Here is a 21,827-nt window from a genome sequence, read left to right as displayed (position 1 = left end):
GCTAATTTTCTTCTGTTTCTTCTACTTTCACAAAATCACTGTCTTTTCCCCATTTGCGTTCTACTAGATAATACAAAGCAGGTAATACGAAAAGGGTTAAAATTGTAGCAAATAACAATCCATAGACAATTACAGTTGCTAATGGACGTTGAACGTCTGAACCGATTCCCGTTGCCATCGATGCTGGGAATAATCCCAAGATCGCTACAGTTGCTGTCATCAATACGGGTCTAAAACGCTGTTCTGCACCTAATAATACAGCCTCTAATAAAGCATAGCCTTTTTTGCGTAAATCATTGATGTGAGAAATCATAATCACCCCATTCTGAATCGCAACACCAAACAAGGCGATAAATCCAACTGCAGAAGATACGTTTAACGACATGCCTCTTACATTAAGTGCTAGCATTCCTCCAAATAATGCCAAGGGAACAACGACCATTAACAAACCTGCTTGTCTGAATTGACCAAATGCTCCATACAATAAAACAAACATCAAACACAACGTAAGTGGAACAATAATCGCCAAACGGTTATACGCACGGTGTTGGTTTTCAAATTGTCCTCCCCACTCAATGTGAAACTTATTGTGATCATAAGTAATATTTTCTTCAATCTTTTGTTGAGCTTCTTTTAATAGAGAACCTAAATCTCGATTACGCACGTTTAATTTGACTGTTAAATGACGTCTATTCATCTCACGTGTAATTGTACTTTCTCCTGTACTGGTTTTCACATCTGCCACTTGTGAAAGTGGAATTTTAGCACCTGTACTTGAAGTCAACATCAGGTTGGCAATTTTCTCCGGTGTATTTCTACTTTCTTCTGTATAACGAGCACTGATATCATACACTTTATTGCCAATAAAAATTTGAGAAATTGCCTTTCCTCCAATCGCTACTTCAATTAATTCAGCTACATCAGCTACATTCAATCCATATTGCGCAATCTTATCACGATTCGCGTGAATCTGTAATTGTGGTAGCGGTGGTTCTTGATCAATTGCCAAGTCTACTGCCCCATCTACTGTTTTTAATGTACCTAAAACTTCATTGGCAATACGTCTAGTTTCATGAAAATCTTCTCCATATACTTTCACTACCAATTCACTGTGCGCTCCAGAAATTTTATCCATTACCCCATCAATCATCGGCTGAGCAAATCCAACCGTAAATCCAGGTAAAGATTCATATTCCGCAGCTAATTCTTCAATTAGATCATTTTTTGTTTTTCCTCTTGGCCATTCTTTATAGGGTTTAATACCGATCGAACATTCAAAGTGAGAAGGTGTAAATGGATCCGTCCCATCGTCATTTCTTCCTGCTTGCACCATCACATAAGTCACCTCATCATATTTCATCGTTCGCGCACGCAACGTATCGCTCATTTCCTTCGATTTCTCAAGCGAAATCCCCGGAGGTAAAGTCACCTGTAACCAAATAGACCCTTCATCCAATGGAGGTAAAAAGTCTTTCCCCACTTTTACCGTCAATCCAATGGTAATAGCCAAAACAATAACAATAGGCAAGAAAACTTGTTTGGGCTTTTTCATTATCTTCTCGATTCGATTATGATACAATCCTGTTAGTTTCTCTAACCATTTATTGTGGTATATTTTTCTCGGTTTTTTATACACCGCATAAGCCAATCCTGGAATCAAAAACAAGGCAACTAATAAAGCTCCTAACAAGGCAAATCCAACGGTAAAAGCCATCGGTGTAAACAATTTCTTTTCTACACGTTCAAAAGCAAAAAGAGGTAAATAAGCCGTGATAATAATAATCGTAGCAAAGAATACAGGTTTTGCCACTTCTTTGGTACGTTGAGCAATGGATTTTTCCTTTAGTTCTTCCTTCGGATTATCCTCTCGCTTCTTGAGGATGGATTCCATCATTACAATAGCTCCGTCAACTATAATACCAAAGTCAATCGCCCCTAAGGATAATAAATTAGCAGGAATATCGGTAAAATGCATTAAGATAAATGCAAATAACAAGGATACAGGAATCGTAATGGCTACTAATAAAGCCCCTCTCCAACTTCCTAAGAAAACGATCAATACGATGATAACTAAACTAATACCTTCTATCAGTGTTGTTGATACAGTATGTAAGGTCGTATCTACTAAATCCGTACGATCTAAGAACGTATGAATCTTAACGCCCTCAGGCAATAATTCATTATTTAATTCATCTACATATTGGTGGATTTTCTCTAATACTACAGATGGATTTTCTCCTTTTAAGAGCAAGACAATTCCTTCTATACTGTCGGAGTAATTTCGGTCTTTATCAGAATAGCCCAAAACTCCTTTTCGCTCGACATTTCCGTATTTTAAACGCCCTAAGTCTTTCAAGAAGATTGGAATTCCATTATCTGCTTTTACGACAATCTTTCCTAGATCTTCTAAATCTTTGACTAATCCAATACCGCGAACAACATATCCTAAATCCCCACGGGTTAATACACTTCCACCAGAATTCACGTTGTTTTCTTCAATGGTTTCTGTTACATCACTTAGGGATAAATCGTATTGTTCTAATTTATGAGGGTCTAATTCAATTTGAAATTGCGTAGTAACTCCCCCAAAATTCGTTACTTCTGCTACACCTGAAACCTGATTTAATTTCGGGATGATTACAAAGTTTTGAATATCGGTTAACTCGCGTAAACTGTAACCATCACCTTCAATGATATAGCGATATACTTCTCCAATAGGAGAGGTTAACGGGTCTAATTCAGGCACTGCTTCATAAGGTAGCTCTACTGCATTTAGACGTTCTTGAATACGCTGACGAGCGAAGTAATCATCGACCCCATCTTCAAAAACAAGGGTAATCATTGACAGTCCGAATGTACTATTACTGCGCATCACATGCATACCTGGCATACCGTTTAAAGCACGCTCAATCGGAATAGTAATTTGCAATTCAATTTCCTCTGCTGCTAAACCTGGTACTTGTGTAACTACCTGCGAGGTTGTATCGGCAATATCGGGATAAGCTTCAATAGAAAGTTGTTTCCATGAATAGTAACCGAAGATGCACAGTAAGCCAAACAAAGCAGCAACAAGCCATCTTTTGTGTATAGCTGTGTCTATTATTGATTTTTTCATTTTTTTGCTGTTTTATTGGATTACTACAGTTGAGGTAAATAAATCCCTCCTTCACTTACTACTTTATCTCCTTTTGCTAAGCCAGATAAAATAACGGTCTGATTGCCTGATACCCCACCAATCGTCACATTCTTGCGGATATATTCATTAGGAGCTACTTCAATAAAGACAAATGAATCGTCTTCGCCTTGTAATACAGCGCGTGAAGGCACTAAGATTACTTTTTCAGGCTGATCGATGAATCTTACATTCACATACATTCCTGGTTTTAAAATGCGTTTGTTGTTATCCACTTCAATTAAAACATCAATGCTTCTCGTCTCTTCATCGACAATTTCATTGACATGATAAATCGTTCCCATGAGTGGTTCTCCAGGATAAGCCGCCAATTCAATTTGTACTTTATTTAATTTAGTTAAGTGTTGAATGTCTTTTTCTTTCACTTTCCCTACAATCCAAATTTTGTTCAACGAAGCAATTTTCACTACTGGATCTGCATCATCGTTAATGTATTGTCCTAAAACGATATTGTTTTCCAATACTTCTCCATCAATAGGTGATCGCACAATCAAAGGCTGTCCTAAAACAAGGGACGTAGGTTGAACATTGTAAATCTTTATGGCTGCTGTTGCGTTGTCAAAAGATGCTTTTGCAATAGAATTTTCTGTTTCTGCTTCTTCATATTCTTGGCGAACTCCAACTCCATTCGCTAACAAATCAGCTTGTCGTTTCAAATTCAAAGACGCTTGTTTATATTCTTGTTTGGAATCGAAATAGTCCTTTTGTGCTTCGAAATAATCAGGAGAAGAAACCTCAAACAAAGGTTGATTCACTCCGACTTTCTGACCTAATTTGACAAATGATTTGACAATTCTTCCAGAGAAAGGTGAAGCAATCTCCGCATAATGGTTGGGTATCGCTTTTACTAAACCCGCAGTGACTAAATCAAAGGTAAAATCTTCTTCTGCTACTTCTGTGACTTTAATTCTTCCTTTGAGGTTTGAGTTTTCCGTTAAAGAAATGACTTGATTATTCACTTGATATTGTGCGACATCACTGGTTTGTTCCTTTTTATCAGAGCAAAAACTCAATAAGATACTCAAGCCTAACACCCCTGCTATTTGTACTTTTTTTGCCATTATGATTGTTTTTAATTTTTACTTTATAATATTCTCTTAATTTACGAAATTTTATACTATATTTTTTATTATAAATATAAAACATTACGTTTATTTAACAATAAAAATAATTATCCACTACCCATAGGGAGTTAAATCACATCGAAAACGCCATTTTTTCATTCTTTTTATTTTAGTAAGGTGTATCTATCAGCTGGAATTAGGTCAGATTAAAGATGTATGCCGCTAGCCCAAAATAGAGTAACAATCCGATAATATTGACAATTGTTCGAATTGCAGGACTAGCTACTACCGCAGGATCAGCGCCCATTTTCTTAACTAACAGTGGTAAAGCCGCTCCAATTACGGTAGACAAAGTAACTTGTAAAAACAAAGCCATGGCAATCACAGCACCAATAGTCCATAAAGTAAACGCCTCTGGAGATTCGGTTTCCCAACTTAGCCATACGACCTTAGCAAAGGCAAGCAACCCCAAGCACAAGGCCAACATCAAGGCTATTCTTGCTTCTTTCCACAACACTTTCATCCATGATTTTACAGTAATTTGTCCCAGTGCCATCGCCCGTACTACAACAGTTGCAGATTGACTTCCTGCATTTCCTCCTGCATCGGCTACCATGGGCATATACAGTGCTAAGATGACCATTTGAGCTAAGGCTCCTTCGAAATTGTGAATAATTAATCCCGAAATCAATCCCACAATTGCTAAAGTCACCAACCAAAATACTCGTTTTTTAAAGTGGTCAAAAATAGACGTTTGCTCATAATCTGCATCTTCACTACTTCCCATCACGCCCATGAACTTTTGCATATCTTCCGTATGTTCTGCTTGGATAATATCCAAGGCATCATCATGTGTCACAATACCAACCAGTTGTTTTTTAGGATTGAGAATCGGCAAAGCGACCAATTCGTATTTATCTATTTTGGCTGCTACTTTTTCATTTTCTTCATCTACATAGCCAAAAACAAAATCCCGATGTAGTTCTTCTTCTACCAACTGATGAGGTTCAGCAATAATTAAATCTTTTAAGGTAATAAATCCCAATAAGGTTTGATCTTCATTCACCACATAGACATAATAGATCGTCTTTTTAGACGGTGCATCTTGTCTTACTTTGTAAATAGCTTCAAAGCAAGTCATGTCTTTCGATACGGTTGCAAAATCAGTACTCATAATTCCCCCTGCAGTATCTTCAGGATACGAACTCAAAGCCAATACGTTTTCACGCACTTGTTTGGTCAAAAAGGGAAGTAAATCAATTTGTTCTTGTTGCGTTAAGATTTGAAATAAATCCGCGCGATCTTCTGAAGGCATCTGTTCAAATAATCGAGCGAATCGCTTCATACTCAACTGCTGAAAAACGGATAATTGTTTCACTAAGGGAAAAGCGGCAAAAATCTCTGCTTGGTGTTCCAATGGAAATTCGCGTAAAATGACAAATAAGTCTTTTGTGTCCATCAAAGACAATGCTTCACTCACATCGATAATCGGCATTTTCTTTAATACAGGAAGCATTTTGATCATCTGATCTAGCCCTTGAAAATCTGTTGCAATTTTGCGTAAGCTGCTGTGTTCATACTTCATTGTTCTCATGACTTTCCGTTTTTAAAGATTAATAGGTCGTTAACTCCCATGAAACTTCAGATACACCAAATTCTAAAGATACTTTTTGCGTAATCTGTTCTAAGATATCGTCTTTGCGTCCGATGCAGTACACCTCAAATTTGAGATAGGAAAAAGCAGGGTTTCCATTATCCGAACTTTTAAGTGAACGCATTTGCAATTCTTTCTGTGCTTTGAGGTGCTTGAGCACCATTACGCGAATATCATTTTCCACTTGCTCTTTGCATCCCACAATGATTTCATAATGTACCTCCGAAGAGTCGCTTTCTGTTTCGAATGACATTTTATTCATTAGATTTCCAATAGGACGCAACAATAAATGAGCTCCAACAATTAGAATTGTCATGGCAATTGCCTCTTGCCATAGTCCTACTCCACACATGGAGCCAACGGAAGCTGAGCACCAAATCGTTGCTGCTGTATTCAAACCGCGGATGCTGAATCCATCCTTCATAATTACACCGGCTCCTAGAAAACCAATTCCACTTACAACATAAGAAGCCACACGCCCAACAGCAGTTCCTCCAATTTGATACGACATTAATACAAATCCCGCTGCTCCAATACAAACCAAGGTATTGGTTCTCAATCCTGCACTTTTTTGTCTTACTTGACGCTCAGCACCAATCAACGCTCCTAATATAAAAGCAAGTAATAATCTTAAAATAAATACTGTAATTGCCATAACTTCATTTTTTTGCTCCTACTTCATGCATACAAACTCCGTTATAAACAAGCAGCAGGACAGTTAACATTCTTTTGTACGAAAGGATTCTGTGTCCATCATTTATTTTTTTTGATGGGACAAAAGTAGAAGTTATGAGGCTTGAGGGCTATTAGAAAGCCTTTAGAAAAAAATTAGAATTCTATTAGAAAAGAAAAAGCGCCTACTCTATAGTACGCGCTTTGCTATTTAAAGTTGAATCGTAAACGTGGTTCCTTCTCCTACTTGAGATTCCACGTTCAACTTCCCTCTGTGTAGGTTGATAATCTTGTTGGTTAATGGAAGACCAATGCCATTACCTTCTTTGTAATTTTGATTTTTACCTCGATAAAAAGGTACAAAAATAAACTCCAAATCTTCAGGTGCAATTCCAATTCCCTTATCAATGACTTGGATAATCAAGTGATAATCTTCATACATCACTTGAATTGTACAAGCCTTCTGTTCCGAAAACTTACAGGCATTTTCTAGCAAATTAACCAAAGCTACTTCTAAAAGATAAGGGTTGGCATTAACAGTCATCATCTCTTCACTAGTTATTGACTCATCAATAACAAAATTAAATTTATAAGAAGCATCCATCTTTTGCAATTTCTGACAAGCGTCTAAAATTACCTCATCCACGCGAATGGACTTGAATACAATTTCCGTTGGGTCATAACTAGCTTTTGCGAAATCCAACAAGCTATTGGACAAACGCACGATCTTCTGTGAATCGCTTAATGCGTTTTGAATCGTTTGAATATAGTACCCTTGATTTTGCTCCTTACTCAGCGCTAATTCAAGTTCTGCAATAATAGCGGCCAAAGGCGTTCTCAATTCATGAGAAATATTAGAAACAAATTGTTTTTGAGAATCAAAAGAATTTTCTAAGCGATTCAACATTTCGTTAAAAGTATTAGCCAAAGCGCCTAATTCATCTTTATTTTTTTCTGTACTAATACGCAAATCTAGATTCATTGCCGTAATTTGATTGACCTCATCATTCATTTTCTTAATGGGTAACAACACCTTATCGGCAAAAAACAATCCGACAAAATAAATGACCAAAAGCGAAATAACTACGAGTACGACAATCGTAACAAATAGGTTTTGCAATTTGGTATATCCATATTCATCATAAGCTGTGGCTGTAACAATATACTCTTGATTGTTAAAAGAATACCTCATCCCAATAACTTGCCAATCCTCTTGTGTATAGTGTAGGCTTCCCTTTTCAATGATACTTCCTATCATTTCTTTGGTCTCTTTCACTCGATCAATTTCCTCTGCATCGTGATACAACAAGTGAAAATCATAATCGTAAACGGCTACCTCCACTTCGTTGATAATTTCGCTATTGTTGAGGTAAATCTTGTGTAAGGTTGTCGGTTTTACTTGAGCTTCTAAAAAGAGTTTAGCCTTTGTGATGGCTTCTTTTTCTAGTTCTTCATAAAATTCAACTTCTCTGCTCTTGGAGGAAGACCAATAAATTACACTGGCGAACACCAATAATATAGAGGCCACCAATAAGGTAAACAACAGGGTAAGTCGCGTTTTAATTCTCATGGCTTTTCAGGATAAATCCCATACCCGATTTGGTATGAATTAATTTATTATTGACATCAAGTTCAATCTTCTTTCTCAGATAATTGATATAGACATCAATAAAATTCGTTCCCGTATCAAAATGCGTATCCCATACTTTTTCAGAAATTTCTGCTCGTGACAACACGCGTTCGGGATTTTCCATCATATACTGCATCAAGTTAAATTCTTTAGGAGTCAAGTGAATTTCTTGACCTGCGCGTTTGAATTTTTTCTGATGAAGGTCAATTTCTAGATCGGCGTATTTTAAAATGGGATTACTTGTTTCTGTAGCATTTTCAAATCGCTTCAATAGTGCGCGAATGCGTACATAAAGTTCTCTTAATTCAAAAGGTTTAACTAAATAATCATCGGCTCCAGCGTCAAATCCCTCCACTTTATCATCCGTTGTCCCCAAGGCGGTCAACATAATAATGGGGGTATTAGGCAAGGTTTGTTTGAGTTCTTTACACAAATCGATACCATTAATTTTAGGAAGGATGACATCGGTAATAATCAACTGATACTTTTTTTGTAAGGCGAGCTTCTTTCCCATATAGCCATCATAAGCAACATCTACAGTAAAATTCTGATCTTGCAAACTGCGTTGAAGTAGTTCTGCAACGCGAGTATCATCTTCTATTACTAATATTTGAGTCAAAAGATTATCCATTTTAATTAATCTTGAGCAAGATAAGTCTTTTTGTAAAAAAAGAGATTATTTATGCGATAAACAACCTCTTTTTCTTTTTAATCCTTTCTTCATCAACTAGAATAGCAGTTCTGAAACCACTATTTCCGTGATGTATCTCTTGTTGCTCTCTTTGTCTTCATACGAGCGATTTACAAGTTTTCCTTCAATAGCAACCTCTTTGCCTTTTAACACATATTTCTCGGCAATATCTGCTAATTTACCCCAGGCAACTACATTGTGCCATTGTACATTTTCAATTTTTTCTCCTTTGTCATTGTAGTAAAACTCATTAACTGCAATGGAAAAAGTAGCTCGTTTTTTGTCCGATCCAAAGACAATAATCTCTGCATTCTGTCCGGCTCGTCCAATCAATTGAACACGGTTTCGTAGTGAACTCATAGTATGTGCTTTTTAATAAATTATCTATTAGTTTTTTTAGCAAAAAACACACCAAACACGACGGGTTATCCCCATTTACCTTTTAAAATATTTACTTATTACAAGTATTATTTGTAATTTGCAATAAAAAATTCATGGATACTACAATTAACAAGATTGAACTTCGCAATCTCCAACTCGATGACTACTTGGAGCTTAAAAATTCAATGCTTGAATCCTATACGGGTATGGAAGACCCCTATTGGAACAAAAGTGAAATAGAGAACCTACTGAGTATTTTCCCCGAAGGACAGTTGGTCGTTTTGGTGGATGATATTGTTGTAGGATCCGCGCTTTCTATTATCATTGATGAGAAGAAAGCCATGTCAACCCATAATTACGATCAGATTACGGGTCATTCTTCCTTTAGCACACACAATCCCAAAGGGAATGTTCTATACGGAATAGACGTTTTCATACACCCAAAATACAGAGGTTTACGCTTAGGTCGTCGTCTATATGATGCACGTAAGGAACTATGTGAACAACTGAACTTGAAATCCATTGTATTTGCGGGGAGAATTCCTAAATACGCTAAATATGCTCATGAACTGACTCCAAAGCAATACTTAGAGAAAGTGAGGGCCAAAGAAATTAACGACCCTGTGATGTCCTTCCAAATGTCGAATGATTTCCACATGGTTCGCTTGATGCGCAATTATTTGGATGGAGATAAAGAATCAAAAGATTACGCTGTATTATTGGAGTGGAACAACATCTATTACGAAAAAGATGTACAGCTCATCAACACCAAAAAGAGTGTGGTTCGCTTGGGACTCATCCAATGGCAAATGCGTCCATTTAATGACTTAGAAGAATTTTTTGACCAAGCAGAGTTTTTCATCAATGCGGTTTCTGATTATGAAAGTGACTTTGCCATGTTTCCCGAGTTGTTTACAGCTCCTTTAATGGCGGCGTACAACCACTTGTCAGAGGCGGATTCAATTCGAGAATTGGCCCGTTATACAACACCTATTCGCAAGCGATTCCAAGAGTTTGCTATTTCATATAACATCAATATTATATCCGGTAGTATGCCCTATATGATAGATGGTACCTTATACAATGTTGGTTTCCTTTGCAAACGAGACGGTACCTATGAAATGTATTCGAAGATTCACATTACCCCGAATGAGGTTCACTATTGGGGAATGCAAGGAGGTTCTGCTATCCAAACCTTTGATACGGATTGTGGAAAAATTGGAATTATCGTTTGTTATGATGTAGAATTCCCAGAGCTTCCGCGCTTACTTGCAGAAGAAGGAATGGAAATTCTCTTTGTTCCTTTCCTTACCGATACTCAGAATGGATATACCCGCGTTCGCAATTGTGCTGCCGCTCGTGCCATTGAAAATGAGTGCTATGTAGCGATTGCTGGCTGTGTGGGTAACTTACCAAAAGTAAATAACATGGATATTCAGTTTGCCCAAGCGGCTGTATTTACTCCTTCAGATTTTGCTTTTCCAACCAATGGAGTCAAAGCTGAAGCAACACCCAATACGGAAATGACCTTAATCGTTGACGTCAACCTTGATCTATTAAAAGAATTACACGAACACGGAAGTGTGCGCATTATGAAAGATAGACGTTTAGATTTATACAATCTACAGAAAAAGAACTAACTTCATTTTTATATCGATAAAAGCCTGGGTCTGACTCAGGCTTTTTTACGTTGTAATTTGCGTCAAAAATTAGCATATTTCGGATTTTATACCTGATGAAATAGGTTGATATTTGTTAACTGTTAATACAGCTGTATAAAATCTAACTCATGACTTTATGGAAGAATCAGTAAACTATACCCGTATAGCGGAAGCGATTGAGTATATTCAGACCCACTTTAAGCGACAACCTCGTTTAGAGGAAGTAGCAAATGCCTTGCATTTAAGTCCAGCACATTTTCAACGTTTATTTACAGAATGGGCAGGTACAAGTCCGAAGAAATTCTTGCAATTTACAAGTTTGGAATATGCAAAATGGCTTTTAAAAGAACAACAAGCCACCTTGTTTGACACAACCTATGAAACGGGTTTATCTAGCACCAGTCGATTGCATGATTTGTTTATTACCTTAGAGGGAATGACTCCTGCAGAATATCAAAATGGAGGACAACAACTCCATATCAATTACAGTTTTGCTTCCAGCTTTTTTGGTCCATTATTGATTGCTTCCACAGCGAAAGGCATTTGCCATCTTGTATTCATTACAGATGAAGATATAGCCCTACAACAACTCCAATCCAAATTTCCTCAAGCAACCTTTCAAGCGCAAACAGATCCATTGCAAATGCAGGCTTTGCAAATTTTTCAAAGCAGACAACCCGATTTGAGTCAGATTAAATTGCATTTAAAGGGAACAGAATTTCAACTTAAAGTTTGGCAGAGCCTATTGGCGATTCCCATGGGAGAATTAACTACCTATGGAGCAATTGCTCAAGCAATAGACAATCCCAAAGCATCAAGGGCAGTAGGGACAGCCATTGGAAGTAACCCCATTGCCTTTTTAATCCCTTGTCATCGCGTGATTCAATCTTCTGGGGTCTTTGGTAATTATATGTGGGGAGCTACGCGTAAAACGGCGATTATTGGATGGGAAGGTGCTCGAATATATGGTGCAAGTGAAACCGATAAACAAGATACCAATGGATTTATTTAACTCTTCCCCCGAGTTGCTACGCAACTACCTACCCTATCAGGGAACGGTTCATTTCCATGGTTATGTATTAACATCAGAGGAAGCGGCCTTTTACTTCGACCATCTACTACACCATATTGCATGGAAAAATGACGAGGCGATCATCTTTGGCAAAAAGGTAATTACCAAACGTAAAGTGGCTTGGTATGGCTCACAACCCTTTCAATATACGTATTCCAAAGTAACCAAATTGGCCCTACCCTGGACACCAGAGTTATTGGAGTTAAAAAAATGCATTGAAAAGGCAACGGGAGAAACCTACAATTCTTGTTTGCTCAATCTTTATCACGACGGCAGTGAAGGAATGGCTTGGCACAGTGATGGCGAAAAAGATTTAAAGAAAAATGGAGCAATTGCCTCTTTGAGTTTAGGAGCCACACGCAAATTTTTATTTAAACACAAAGATACGGGTGAGAAAGTAACATTTACCTTAGAAAGCGGTCAGCTTTTGGTTATGAAAGACGAAACTCAAACCTTTTGGTTCCATCGTTTACCTCCAACCAAAGTAGTTCAGCATCCTAGAATAAACTTGACGTTTCGCACCATAGAAGAATAAAAAAAACAGCTCCCAAACACAGAGAGCTGTCTTAAACTAAAAACATAATAACTATCCTAGTATCTGTATGGATAAAATACTAGCATGTATAAACAACTGAATTATTACCTTATAATAAAGATGTAGGGCAAACAAAGGCTGTTTTATCTAAGGCAGTTATGGGCGCAATGGCTTGAAAGCCCCCGACAACATCCACTACTTTCAGAAATCCTTGTGCACGTAGCATAGAGGCAGCAATCATACTGCGATATCCCCCTGCACAATATACAACCTGTGTTTTTTCTTTATCAAGCGTATCTATTTTTTCTTCTAAGGTATTCAATGATATGAATACCGAATCCACTAAATGCTCTGCTTTGTATTCGTTTTCTTTTCTCACATCTAAGAGTACGGGATTCTCACTTTTAACGTAGCTATCCAATTGATGTGCTTCCAAGCGTGGAATGGTATACAACGGTCTATTTGCTGATGTCCACGTCTCTATTCCTCCTTCCAAGAATCCCACGGTATGATCATATCCCACACGAGACAAGCGAATCATGCTTTCTTCTTCTTTTCCTGGTTCTGTAATTAATACAAGTGGTTGTTGAATATCCTTAATCAACTCGCCTACCCATACCGCAAAAGGTCCATTCAACCCAATATTGATGCTTTTGGGAATATAGCCTTCAGCGAACGCTTGAGGCGCGCGCGTATCGAGTAGAAAAACCTCTCCAGTAGCAAGCATTTCATCAAACATAGCTAAGGTCAATGGCTTATAGGCGCGATCCAATACGTCATCTAATTGTTCATACCCACCAATATTCAGCAAAACATTTTTCGGAAAATATTGAGGAGGTGTTGCTAACCCTGTTAATAACTCTTCCACAAATTCATCTTCCGACATATCAGCACGGAGTGCATAATTGGTTTTTTTCTGATTGCCCAACGTATCTGTTGTTTCCTTACTCATATTTTTACCACAAGCACTTCCTGCTCCGTGATTTGGATATACAATCAAATGATCGGGCAAGGGCATAATTTTATGACGCAAAGACTGATATAAATGTCGGGCTAATTTTTCTTGTGTTAGTTCGGATTTGACTAATTGCACCAAATCAGGTCGTCCTACATCGCCGATAAATAACGTATCGCCTGTAATAATTGCGTGAGGCTCTCCTTCCTCATCAAAAATTAGGTAGGTACTACTTTCCATCGTATGCCCTGGAGTGTGTAACACTTGTATTTTTACTCCACCTACGTGGAAGATTTGATTGTCTGTTGCAATAATTGCTTCGTAATTAGGAGATGCTGTAGGACCAAATACGATTTTAGCGCCCGTTTTCTGCATCAAATCCAAATGTCCACTAACAAAGTCAGCGTGAAAATGCGTTTCAAAAACATACGTTATGGAGGCATTGTCTTGTATGGCTCGATCGATATAGGGTTGTACATCGCGTAGCGGGTCAAAAATAGCTGCTTCTCCTTGGCTAGAGAGATAGTAAGCAGCATGTGCTATACATCCTGTATAAATTTGTTCGATTTTCATGATTTGTGATTTAATAAAGTAAAAGTAATTCATCCTCAAGGGTTTAAAAATGACAATTATCATGAATCTTTCATTCATTTTAGATTTATTTTAAGATTAACTTGTCTTTTTCCACACTTAGAATCCATTAATTTTTTGTAAATTGGGAAAAACTAACAATTATGAGAAATTACAAAATAGCCTCGCTTAAAAAGCTACAAGAGGAGGGCAAAGACATCCATCGTTTGCCTTTTTCAATTCGTATTCTATTGGAGAACGTGTTGCGAAATCACGACGGATTTGCTATTACAGATGAGCACATCGATACGTTAGTCAATTGGCAACCTCAACCTACAGACAAAGACATTCCTTTTAAACCAGCACGTGTATTGATGCAGGATTTCACAGGGGTTCCTGGTGTTGTAGATTTAGCCTCTTTGCGTGCAGAATATGTGCGTCAAGGAAAGAATGGAGAAAAAATCACTCCTGCTATTCCCGTTGATTTGGTGATTGACCACTCGGTGCAAGTGGATTATTTTGGAACCGATTACGCTTATAAAGAAAATGTAACCAAAGAGTATGAACGCAACGCAGAGCGTTATGAATTACTCAAATGGGCCCAACAAGAATTAAAAGGGTTTACCGTTGTTCCTCCTGGAATGGGTATCTGTCATCAAGTAAACTTAGAATATCTCGCAAAAGGAGTCATTAACAGGGATGGATGGTTATTCCCAGACACTTTAGTCGGCACGGATTCTCATACGCCAATGGTCAATGGAATTGGTGTCATTGCTTGGGGTGTTGGAGGAATTGAAGCTGAAGCCGCCATGTTAGGTCAGCCGATTTACTTTACCTGTCCTGAAGTTGTTGGACTCAAATTGACTGGAAAAATACCAGAAGGAGCTACAGCTACGGATATGGTATTATCCATTACAAAAATCCTGCGTAAACAAGGGGTTGTAGGTAAATTTGTTGAGGTTTTTGGCGATGGATTAGACCATTTATCCGTTACAGATCGCGCGACGATTTCCAATATGTCACCTGAATTCGGTTGTACGGTTACCTACTTCCCAATCGACAATCAAACGTTGCACTATATGCGTCAAACCAATCGCGAGGAAGATCACGTTCAATTGGTTGAAGAATATTGCAAAGAGAATCTTTTATGGCGTACAGGTAAAGAAAACATCACCTATTCTGCTGTGGTAGAATTGGATTTAAATACTTTAGAACCTACCGTTTCAGGACCAAAACGCCCACAAGATAAAATCTTAGTTAGAGATTTAGATAAAACCTTTTCTTCTTTATTAGAAGAAGAATACAACCGCGCCTATGTAGCAGTAAAAGACAGACGTGAATCGGCTTGGTTATCAGAAGGGGGTTCTGGAACAGAGTTTGTCTATAAACAAGCCGAATCTCATACGAGTCAACCGACTGAAGTAGTCAAAGAAAATATGCGCGCCGTTCGCATCAAACAAAAAAACAAAGAATATGTATTGAGTGACGGTAGCATTGTACTTGCTGCCATTACCAGTTGTACCAATACCTCCAATCCCGAAGTTATGATTGGAGCTGGACTTGTTGCAAGAAAAGCGATTCAACGTGGATTGCGCACAAAATCATGGGTTAAAACGAGTTTAGCGCCAGGTTCTAAGGTAGTGACTCATTACTTAGACCGTTCAGGACTATCGGAAGATTTAGAAGCTCTGCGTTTTCACACTGTCGGTTATGGTTGTACTTCTTGTATAGGAAACAGTGGGCCTTTACCTGCTCCTATCGCTGAAGCCGTTACACAAGGTGATTTAGTCGTTGCTTCTGTATTATCGGGAAATAGAAACTTCGAGGCTAGGGTTCATCCTCAAGTAAAGATGAACTTCTTAATGTCTCCAATGCTTGTTGTGGCATATGCATTAGTAGGACGTGTTGACATTAACTTAATGACGGATCCTTTGGATTATGATCCCAATGGAGAACCTGTGTATTTAAGAGATATTTGGCCTACCCATGAAGAGATTAGAGCCGTGATCAACGACTCTTTAAAAAGAGAAGATTTTAAAGAAGTTTACGATCAGATTTTTGAAGGAGAAGAAAACTGGAAAAACCTTCAAGTACCAACTGGGGCAAGTTTCCAATGGAATCCAGCCTCAACCTATATTCGCCATGCACCTTTCTTTGAACATCTTCCAAAAGAACCTAAACCCTTAGCGGATATTAATGCCGCCAGAGTTTTACTTTATTTGGGTGATTCTGTAACGACAGATCATATTTCGCCTGCAGGTTCTTTCAATGAAGAATCAGCAGCAGGGAAATACCTATTATCCCAAGGTGTTAAACCGGAAGACTTTAACTCATACGGGTCTAGACGTGGAAATCACGAAGTGATGATGAGAGGAACTTTTGCCAATGTGCGTATTAAAAATAAAGTAGCACAACGTGAAGGAGGATATAGTACGTACTTCCCTACGAATGAATCATTGACGGTCTATGACACAGCAATGAAGTACAAAGAAACGGATACACCGCTTATTGTATTAGCCGGAAAAGAATACGGAAGTGGTTCTTCTCGAGATTGGGCAGCTAAAGGTGCTTACTTATTAGGTATTAAAGCTGTTATCGCAGAAAGCTTTGAACGTATCCACCGCAGTAACTTAATCGGAATGGGGATTGCTCCATTGCAATTCTTACCCAACCAATCGGCGGAAAGTTTAGGATTAACAGGAAGAGAAACCTATACGATCACAGGATTAGCCGAAAATCTAACTCCTCATAAAGTAGTAGAAGTACTAGCAACCAATGAATCTAATCAAACGATTAAATTCCAAGCGCTTGCGCGATTCGACTCACTTATTGAAATCGAATACTATAAAAATGACGGAATTCTTCAATATGTATTGAGAGAGTTCTTGAAACAATAAGCAAAAAGAGGCTGTTCTTATTGAACAGCCTCTTTTTTATACAAATCCTAATTTAATTGCTTCTTGCACAAGAGTGGCCGAATCAGGTACACCAAACGAAGCTTTCATTTTGGCAATGCGCTTTTTAATCGTTGGTGCTGACAGAGGCACATAATGTTCCAAATCAATCAATTTATGTCCTTTGGCTAGTAACAATAATATAGCGCGATTGTAATCGTCATACATCACTTCTTTGCAAATCATAGCTTCTAGACATTTTTTGACCAATGGACTTTGGTAGTTTTCTCCAGAGAAAATCACGCGAACCAAATCAATTAAAACTTGAGGAGTGATTTCATTTTTCCCAATGATACTCGTTGGTCGAATATTCTTTACGATATCGTAAATGGTTAAGACTTCTGTATGTCCCGTGATAGTAATTGTTTTACAAGTAGGCATTTCTTTTTTGATGTAGCGAACAATATCGCCTCCATCCTCCCATGTAGATTCATCACCTTTAGGTAAAGAAAAATCAACTAAGGCGAGATCAAAAGGGGCTTTGTCAACGATGGCTTGATCTATTTTCTGTTTTGCCTCTGTACAGTCAAATGCTTTCTCCAAAACAAAAGTTTGTACAAATTCACTATCGCTCATCAAAGCCATGCGATATCCCTCTAAAATTAAAGGATGATCATCTACTAACAAAATTTTCTTCATACAACAAACTTTACTATCTTAAAATTACGTTTCCTTCAACCAGCTATACGCTCTACTTCTTTCCTCAAAAAATTAGACGTTAAATAGCCAGAGTAACTAGGTTTCAAATTTCCTTCTTGTAGTTGCTAATGTAGTAAAAAACGGCACTCCTTTACCATTCAGAGGTTGTATTTGGTCATTTTTATCCCAAAAGTATCATGATGAACAAGAGGTTATTTAACTCCAAAGCACAAAAAAGCCAATTAGCGAGCTAATTGGCTTACAACTGAAGTTGCTTTATTTCTTTTATACTAATCCGTTTGCTACTAAATACTCTGCTATTTGGATGGTATTTGTTGCAGCTCCTTTTCTCAGATTATCCGACACAATCCACATATTAAGTGTATTTGGCTGCGTTTCATCGCGACGAATACGCCCAACAAAAACCTCATCTTTTCCTTGTGCATATAAAGGCATTGGATAAGTATTTGTATCTGTATTATCCTGAACGACAATTCCTGGTGTTTCGTGTAAAATACGACGTACATCTTCAATAGCGAAATCCTGTTCAAAAGCTATATTTACCGCTTCACTGTGCCCGCCAACAACGGGAATACGCACAGCTGTTGCCGTTACTAAAACAGTGTCATCTTCTAAGATTTTTTTAGTCTCATTGACTAATTTCATCTCTTCTTTGGTGTAACCATTGTTTTCAAAAACATCACAATGTGGTAATGCATTGCGGTGAATTGGATAAGGATAAGCCATTTCTCCCGTTTCTCCCGCATATTCATTTTCCAATTGTTTTACTGCTTTTACCCCTGTCCCTGTAATGGACTGATACGTAGAAACGACTACGCGTTTTACGTTGTATTTTTTATTTAATGGAGCCAAGGCCATCACCAACTGAATGGTGGAACAATTCGGATTTGCAATAATTTTATCCTCTTTTGTCAAGCTAGATGCGTTGATTTCAGGTACCACTAATTTTTTTGTTGGGTCCATTCTCCAAGCGGATGAATTGTCAATAACCGTTGTACCCACAGCTGCAAATTTTGGGGCCCATTCCAATGAAATAGATCCTCCTGCAGAGAACAATGCAATTTCCGGTTTCATCTTTACAGCTTCGGCCATTGATTGTACTACAAATTTCTTTCCTTTGAACTCTATCTCACTTCCTACTGACTTCTCTGAAGCCACAGGTATCAATTCTGTTACTGGAAAATTGCGTTCTGCTAACACTTTTAGCATAATCTCTCCTACCATTCCGGTAGCGCCTACTACTGCTACTTTCATTTTAAATAATAAAATTATCGTTACTATATTTTGTTTTACACTAATTGCATATCCTTAATTTGCAATTGATTGCTTATCTCTCCTTTCCATTCATTTTCTTCAATCGAATAAACTAAATCGAAAAAAGCACGGTTTTGAATATCGTCTAAATACTTTCCAAAGGAGAAGCCTATAGCACTAAACCCTTTATCTAGATGTCCGCGTTGTCTGACATACATTTTCAAGTGTTCTTGATTGGCTCCTAATCCTCTTGCATAGCCCGTATCATAGACATTTTTCGTTAAGAACACAGGGCTCATATTATCGGGTCCAAAAGGTTCAAACTGCTTTAAAACTCGACAGAACTTGGGCGTTATGGCATCAAAGTTCAATAGGGCGTCAATTTCTACTTCGGGTATTAAATCGCGTTCTTGAATTGTATTGGATACGACCTCTTCAAATTTCGCTTTAAAGTTGAGGTAATTTTCTTTTCTACACGTCATTCCTGCGGCATACATATGTCCGCCAAATTGAATCAACTCATCCGAACAAGCTTCTAAAGCAGCATATAAGTCGAAATTCTTAACCGAACGAGCAGAAGCCGCTAATACGTCTCCACTTGCGGTAAACACAACTGTTGGGCGGTAATACGTTTCGATTAAACGAGACGCGACAATACCGATAACACCCTTGTGCCAAGATTGATGATAAACAACCGTTGCTTTGTTGTTAATCTCTCGGTTTTCTACGATTTGGTCCTTGGCCTCTTCTGTTATATTTTGATCTAATACTTTTCTTTCTTCATTAAAAGCAATAATCATTTGAGCCGTTTCTTCCGCTTCTTTCATAGAGAAACGCGTCAATAAATCAACTGCATAATTGCCGTGTTGTATTCTTCCTGCTGCATTAATTTTTGGAGCAACTTTAAATACAATATCGCTGACGGTATAGCTACTTTGTTTATACACATTCAGCAATGCTTTTATTCCTGGTCTTGGATTGCTATTTAAAACTTCCAAACCAAAATAAGCTAAAATTCTATTTTCACCCGTTATCGGTACAATATCTGCGCCAATAGCCGTAACAACCAAATCAAGGTAAGGCATTAAATCCTCAATCGTCTGATTGCGATTTGCAGCTAAGGCTTGTACTAACTTAAATCCCACACCACATCCACAGAGTTCATCATAAGGATAGTTACAATCCTTGCGTTTAGGATCTAATACTGCTACTGCATCTGGAATTTGATCCCCTGGTAAATGATGATCGCCAATCACAAAATCCACGCCTTTTTTCTTGGCGTATTCTACATGATCTATGGATTTAATTCCACAATCCAGTGCGATTATTAATTTGATATCATTGTCTGCTGCATAATCGATTCCCTGATAAGAGACTCCATAACCTTCTTTATAACGATCTGGAATATATCGATCTACCTGTGGATAATACGATTGAAGGTAGGAATATACCAGAGCGACTGCCGTGGTTCCATCTACATCATAATCGCCAAAAACTAGAATATTTTCTTTTTTTTCAATGGCCTCTTCTATTCTTCTGACCGCCTTATCCATATCTTTCATCAAATACGGATCATGCAGTTCATCTAAAGAAGGGCGAAAAAAACTCTTGGCTTGTTCATAGGTTGTAATCCCACGATCAACGAGCAGTTGAGCTAAAATGGGATCAATTCCTAGAACCTGAACGAGATGATTAACACTTTTTTTATCTTTTACTTCTTTTAAAGTCCACCGCATTATTGTTGTTTATGGTAATGAATATTCGTTTCAACCTTCGCAAACTGCGTAAACATATGCATTACACCACAATATTTTTCTACAGATAAGTCCACCGCTTTCTTTAATTTAGCTTCATCTAGGTTATTTCCATAAAAGTGATAATCTACAATCACGGTATGGTAAACCGCTGGATCCTCCTCTGTTAATAATCCTTCTGTTTCGATTTTAAAATCGGCAACATCTAATCTCATTTTTTTGATTAAAGAAGCAACGTCCAATCCTGAGCATCCTGCCAAGGCAGATAACATCAATGCTTTGGGTCTAAACCCTTTATTATCTCCTCCATTTTCTGGTCCGGCATCAATGCGCATGGTTTCTCCACTTGGATTCGTTGATTCAAATTGCATATTCTCTAACCAAGTAGTTGTAACTTTATGTGACATATCCTTTATCTTTTATCCAAAATGTATTACTAATTCACGGTCTTATTGTTTTTTACCAGCAACAATAACTACAATTTCTCCTTTAGGAGGTTTTTCTTCGAAGTGTTTTAATACTTCTACCACCGTTCCTCTCACTGTTTCTTCGTGTAATTTCGACAACTCTCGAGAAACTGAAATGATGCGATCTTCGCCAAAATAGGTTTGAAATTCCCCTATGGTCTTGATCAATTTATGCGGTGAAACATAGATAATCATGGTTCTCGCTTCTTCTGCTAATTGTAGATATCGCGTTTGTCGTCCTTTTTTATCGGGTAAAAAACCCTCAAATACGAACTTATCATTCGGCAATCCACTGTTGACCAAAGCAGGTACAAAAGCGGTTGCTCCAGGTAAACACTCTACTTCAATTTGATTTTCGATACAGGCTCTTGTCAATAAAAATCCTGGATCAGATATGGCAGGTGTTCCTGCATCTGAAATCAACGCAAAGGTTTCTCCTGTTTGCATGCGCTTCACTAAACCTTCTACTGTTTTGTGTTCATTGTGCATGTGGTGACTCATCATCGGTGTATTCACCTCAAAATGCTTTAACAGTTTCCCACTGTTTCTCGTATCTTCTGCTAAAATATAATCCACCTCTTTCAATACCTTAATGGCACGGAAAGTCATATCTTCTAAGTTGCCAATCGGTGTTGGTACAACGTATAATTTTCCCATAAT

The 21,827-nt window shown here is 37.9% G+C and carries 17 protein-coding genes; 4 read left to right on the top strand and 13 right to left on the bottom strand.

Going from position 1 to position 21,827, the window contains the following annotated elements; all coding sequences use genetic code 11:
- Nucleotide 1: 1 nt before the first annotated feature.
- From HX004_RS01780 to HX004_RS01750, 7 genes are all read right to left on the bottom strand, one after another.
- Nucleotides 2-3,115: an efflux RND transporter permease subunit gene (locus HX004_RS01780; RefSeq protein ID WP_286440608.1), complete on the bottom strand. Its 3,114-nt coding sequence runs from the start codon at nt 3,113-3,115 to the stop codon at nt 2-4.
- 23 nt (nt 3,116-3,138) lie between these two features.
- On the bottom strand, nt 3,139-4,254 hold the full coding sequence (locus HX004_RS01775; protein ID WP_286440607.1) for an efflux RND transporter periplasmic adaptor subunit: 1,116 nt from the start codon (nt 4,252-4,254) through the stop codon (nt 3,139-3,141).
- Between the two features lie 199 nt (nt 4,255-4,453).
- On the bottom strand, nt 4,454-5,851 hold the full coding sequence (mgtE, locus tag HX004_RS01770) for a magnesium transporter (RefSeq protein ID WP_286440606.1): 1,398 nt from the start codon (nt 5,849-5,851) through the stop codon (nt 4,454-4,456).
- A gap of 19 nt (nt 5,852-5,870) precedes the next feature.
- On the bottom strand, nt 5,871-6,566 hold the full coding sequence (locus tag HX004_RS01765; RefSeq protein WP_286440605.1) for an MgtC/SapB family protein: 696 nt from the start codon (nt 6,564-6,566) through the stop codon (nt 5,871-5,873).
- Nucleotides 6,567-6,794: 228 nt separating this feature from the next.
- Entirely contained in the window at nt 6,795-8,153 is a 1,359-nt protein-coding gene (locus tag HX004_RS01760) for a sensor histidine kinase (protein WP_286440604.1), read from the bottom strand.
- Complete coding sequence (locus tag HX004_RS01755; protein WP_286440603.1) at nt 8,143-8,844, bottom strand: response regulator transcription factor; 702 nt, start codon at nt 8,842-8,844, stop codon at nt 8,143-8,145. Before HX004_RS01755 ends, HX004_RS01760 begins: the two co-directional genes overlap by 11 nt.
- 96 nt (nt 8,845-8,940) lie before the next feature.
- On the bottom strand, nt 8,941-9,264 hold the full coding sequence (locus HX004_RS01750; RefSeq protein ID WP_286440602.1) for a single-stranded DNA-binding protein: 324 nt from the start codon (nt 9,262-9,264) through the stop codon (nt 8,941-8,943).
- 134 nt (nt 9,265-9,398) lie between these two features.
- Between HX004_RS01750 and HX004_RS01745 the strand changes: the two genes are divergently transcribed.
- From HX004_RS01745 to HX004_RS01735, 3 genes are all read left to right on the top strand, one after another.
- A complete protein-coding gene (locus HX004_RS01745) occupies nt 9,399-10,925 on the top strand; it encodes a GNAT family N-acetyltransferase (protein WP_286440601.1) in 1,527 nt (508 codons plus the stop codon).
- A gap of 157 nt (nt 10,926-11,082) precedes the next feature.
- A complete protein-coding gene (locus tag HX004_RS01740) occupies nt 11,083-11,958 on the top strand; it encodes a methylated-DNA--[protein]-cysteine S-methyltransferase (protein ID WP_286440600.1) in 876 nt (291 codons plus the stop codon).
- On the top strand, nt 11,945-12,553 hold the full coding sequence (locus HX004_RS01735) for an alpha-ketoglutarate-dependent dioxygenase AlkB family protein (protein WP_286440599.1): 609 nt from the start codon (nt 11,945-11,947) through the stop codon (nt 12,551-12,553). Before HX004_RS01740 ends, HX004_RS01735 begins: the two co-directional genes overlap by 14 nt.
- Nucleotides 12,554-12,662: 109 nt before the next feature.
- Here HX004_RS01735 and HX004_RS01730 read toward each other — a convergent pair whose 3' ends face one another.
- The gene (locus HX004_RS01730) at nt 12,663-14,081 is read right to left on the bottom strand and encodes an MBL fold metallo-hydrolase (RefSeq protein WP_286440598.1); all 1,419 of its coding nucleotides are present in this window, start codon (nt 14,079-14,081) and stop codon (nt 12,663-12,665) included.
- 161 nt (nt 14,082-14,242) lie between these two features.
- Between HX004_RS01730 and acnA the strand changes: the two genes are divergently transcribed.
- The gene (gene acnA / locus HX004_RS01725; RefSeq protein WP_286440597.1) at nt 14,243-16,975 is read left to right on the top strand and encodes an aconitate hydratase AcnA; all 2,733 of its coding nucleotides are present in this window, start codon (nt 14,243-14,245) and stop codon (nt 16,973-16,975) included.
- 36 nt (nt 16,976-17,011) lie between these two features.
- Here acnA and HX004_RS01720 read toward each other — a convergent pair whose 3' ends face one another.
- The 5 genes from HX004_RS01720 to rsmI all read right to left on the bottom strand — a co-directional run bounded on the left by HX004_RS01720 (nt 17,012) and on the right by rsmI (nt 21,824).
- Nucleotides 17,012-17,671, bottom strand: coding sequence for a response regulator (locus tag HX004_RS01720; protein ID WP_286440596.1), 660 nt, complete (start codon nt 17,669-17,671; stop codon nt 17,012-17,014).
- A 285-nt stretch (nt 17,672-17,956) separates the two neighbouring features.
- Complete coding sequence (locus HX004_RS01715; protein WP_286440595.1) at nt 17,957-18,946, bottom strand: aspartate-semialdehyde dehydrogenase; 990 nt, start codon at nt 18,944-18,946, stop codon at nt 17,957-17,959.
- A 35-nt stretch (nt 18,947-18,981) separates the two neighbouring features.
- The gene (gene recJ / locus HX004_RS01710) at nt 18,982-20,682 is read right to left on the bottom strand and encodes a single-stranded-DNA-specific exonuclease RecJ (RefSeq protein WP_286440594.1); all 1,701 of its coding nucleotides are present in this window, start codon (nt 20,680-20,682) and stop codon (nt 18,982-18,984) included.
- On the bottom strand, nt 20,682-21,107 hold the full coding sequence (locus tag HX004_RS01705; RefSeq protein WP_286440593.1) for an OsmC family protein: 426 nt from the start codon (nt 21,105-21,107) through the stop codon (nt 20,682-20,684). The genes recJ and HX004_RS01705 overlap by 1 nt, the downstream gene beginning before the upstream one ends.
- Nucleotides 21,108-21,149: 42 nt before the next feature.
- The gene (gene rsmI / locus HX004_RS01700) at nt 21,150-21,824 is read right to left on the bottom strand and encodes a 16S rRNA (cytidine(1402)-2'-O)-methyltransferase (RefSeq protein ID WP_286440591.1); all 675 of its coding nucleotides are present in this window, start codon (nt 21,822-21,824) and stop codon (nt 21,150-21,152) included.
- Nucleotides 21,825-21,827: the final 3 nt, after the last annotated feature.

The sequence above is a fragment of the Myroides sp. 1354 genome (assembly GCF_030324495.1).
Lineage (GTDB): Bacteria > Bacteroidota > Bacteroidia > Flavobacteriales > Flavobacteriaceae > Flavobacterium.
The sequence above is the reverse complement of the archived record's forward strand: the minus strand, read 5'-3'. Positions and strand labels throughout refer to the sequence as shown.

Bases quoted from the DNA above. Each gene is read 5' to 3' on its own strand.
- HX004_RS01780 (WP_286440608.1), bottom strand. From the start codon at position 3,115: ATGAAAAAATCAATAATAGACACAGCTATACACAAAAGATGGCTTGTT.
- HX004_RS01775 (WP_286440607.1), bottom strand. From the start codon at position 4,254: ATGGCAAAAAAAGTACAAATAGCAGGGGTGTTAGGCTTGAGTATCTTA.
- mgtE (WP_286440606.1), bottom strand. From the start codon at position 5,851: ATGAGAACAATGAAGTATGAACACAGCAGCTTACGCAAAATTGCAACA.
- HX004_RS01765 (WP_286440605.1), bottom strand. From the start codon at position 6,566: ATGGCAATTACAGTATTTATTTTAAGATTATTACTTGCTTTTATATTA.
- HX004_RS01760 (WP_286440604.1), bottom strand. From the start codon at position 8,153: ATGAGAATTAAAACGCGACTTACCCTGTTGTTTACCTTATTGGTGGCC.
- HX004_RS01755 (WP_286440603.1), bottom strand. From the start codon at position 8,844: ATGGATAATCTTTTGACTCAAATATTAGTAATAGAAGATGATACTCGC.
- HX004_RS01750 (WP_286440602.1), bottom strand. From the start codon at position 9,264: ATGAGTTCACTACGAAACCGTGTTCAATTGATTGGACGAGCCGGACAG.
- HX004_RS01745 (WP_286440601.1), top strand. From the start codon at position 9,399: ATGGATACTACAATTAACAAGATTGAACTTCGCAATCTCCAACTCGAT.
- HX004_RS01740 (WP_286440600.1), top strand. From the start codon at position 11,083: ATGGAAGAATCAGTAAACTATACCCGTATAGCGGAAGCGATTGAGTAT.
- HX004_RS01735 (WP_286440599.1), top strand. From the start codon at position 11,945: ATGGATTTATTTAACTCTTCCCCCGAGTTGCTACGCAACTACCTACCC.
- HX004_RS01730 (WP_286440598.1), bottom strand. From the start codon at position 14,081: ATGAAAATCGAACAAATTTATACAGGATGTATAGCACATGCTGCTTAC.
- acnA (WP_286440597.1), top strand. From the start codon at position 14,243: ATGAGAAATTACAAAATAGCCTCGCTTAAAAAGCTACAAGAGGAGGGC.
- HX004_RS01720 (WP_286440596.1), bottom strand. From the start codon at position 17,671: ATGAAGAAAATTTTGTTAGTAGATGATCATCCTTTAATTTTAGAGGGA.
- HX004_RS01715 (WP_286440595.1), bottom strand. From the start codon at position 18,946: ATGAAAGTAGCAGTAGTAGGCGCTACCGGAATGGTAGGAGAGATTATG.
- recJ (WP_286440594.1), bottom strand. From the start codon at position 20,682: ATGCGGTGGACTTTAAAAGAAGTAAAAGATAAAAAAAGTGTTAATCAT.
- HX004_RS01705 (WP_286440593.1), bottom strand. From the start codon at position 21,107: ATGTCACATAAAGTTACAACTACTTGGTTAGAGAATATGCAATTTGAA.
- rsmI (WP_286440591.1), bottom strand. From the start codon at position 21,824: ATGGGAAAATTATACGTTGTACCAACACCGATTGGCAACTTAGAAGAT.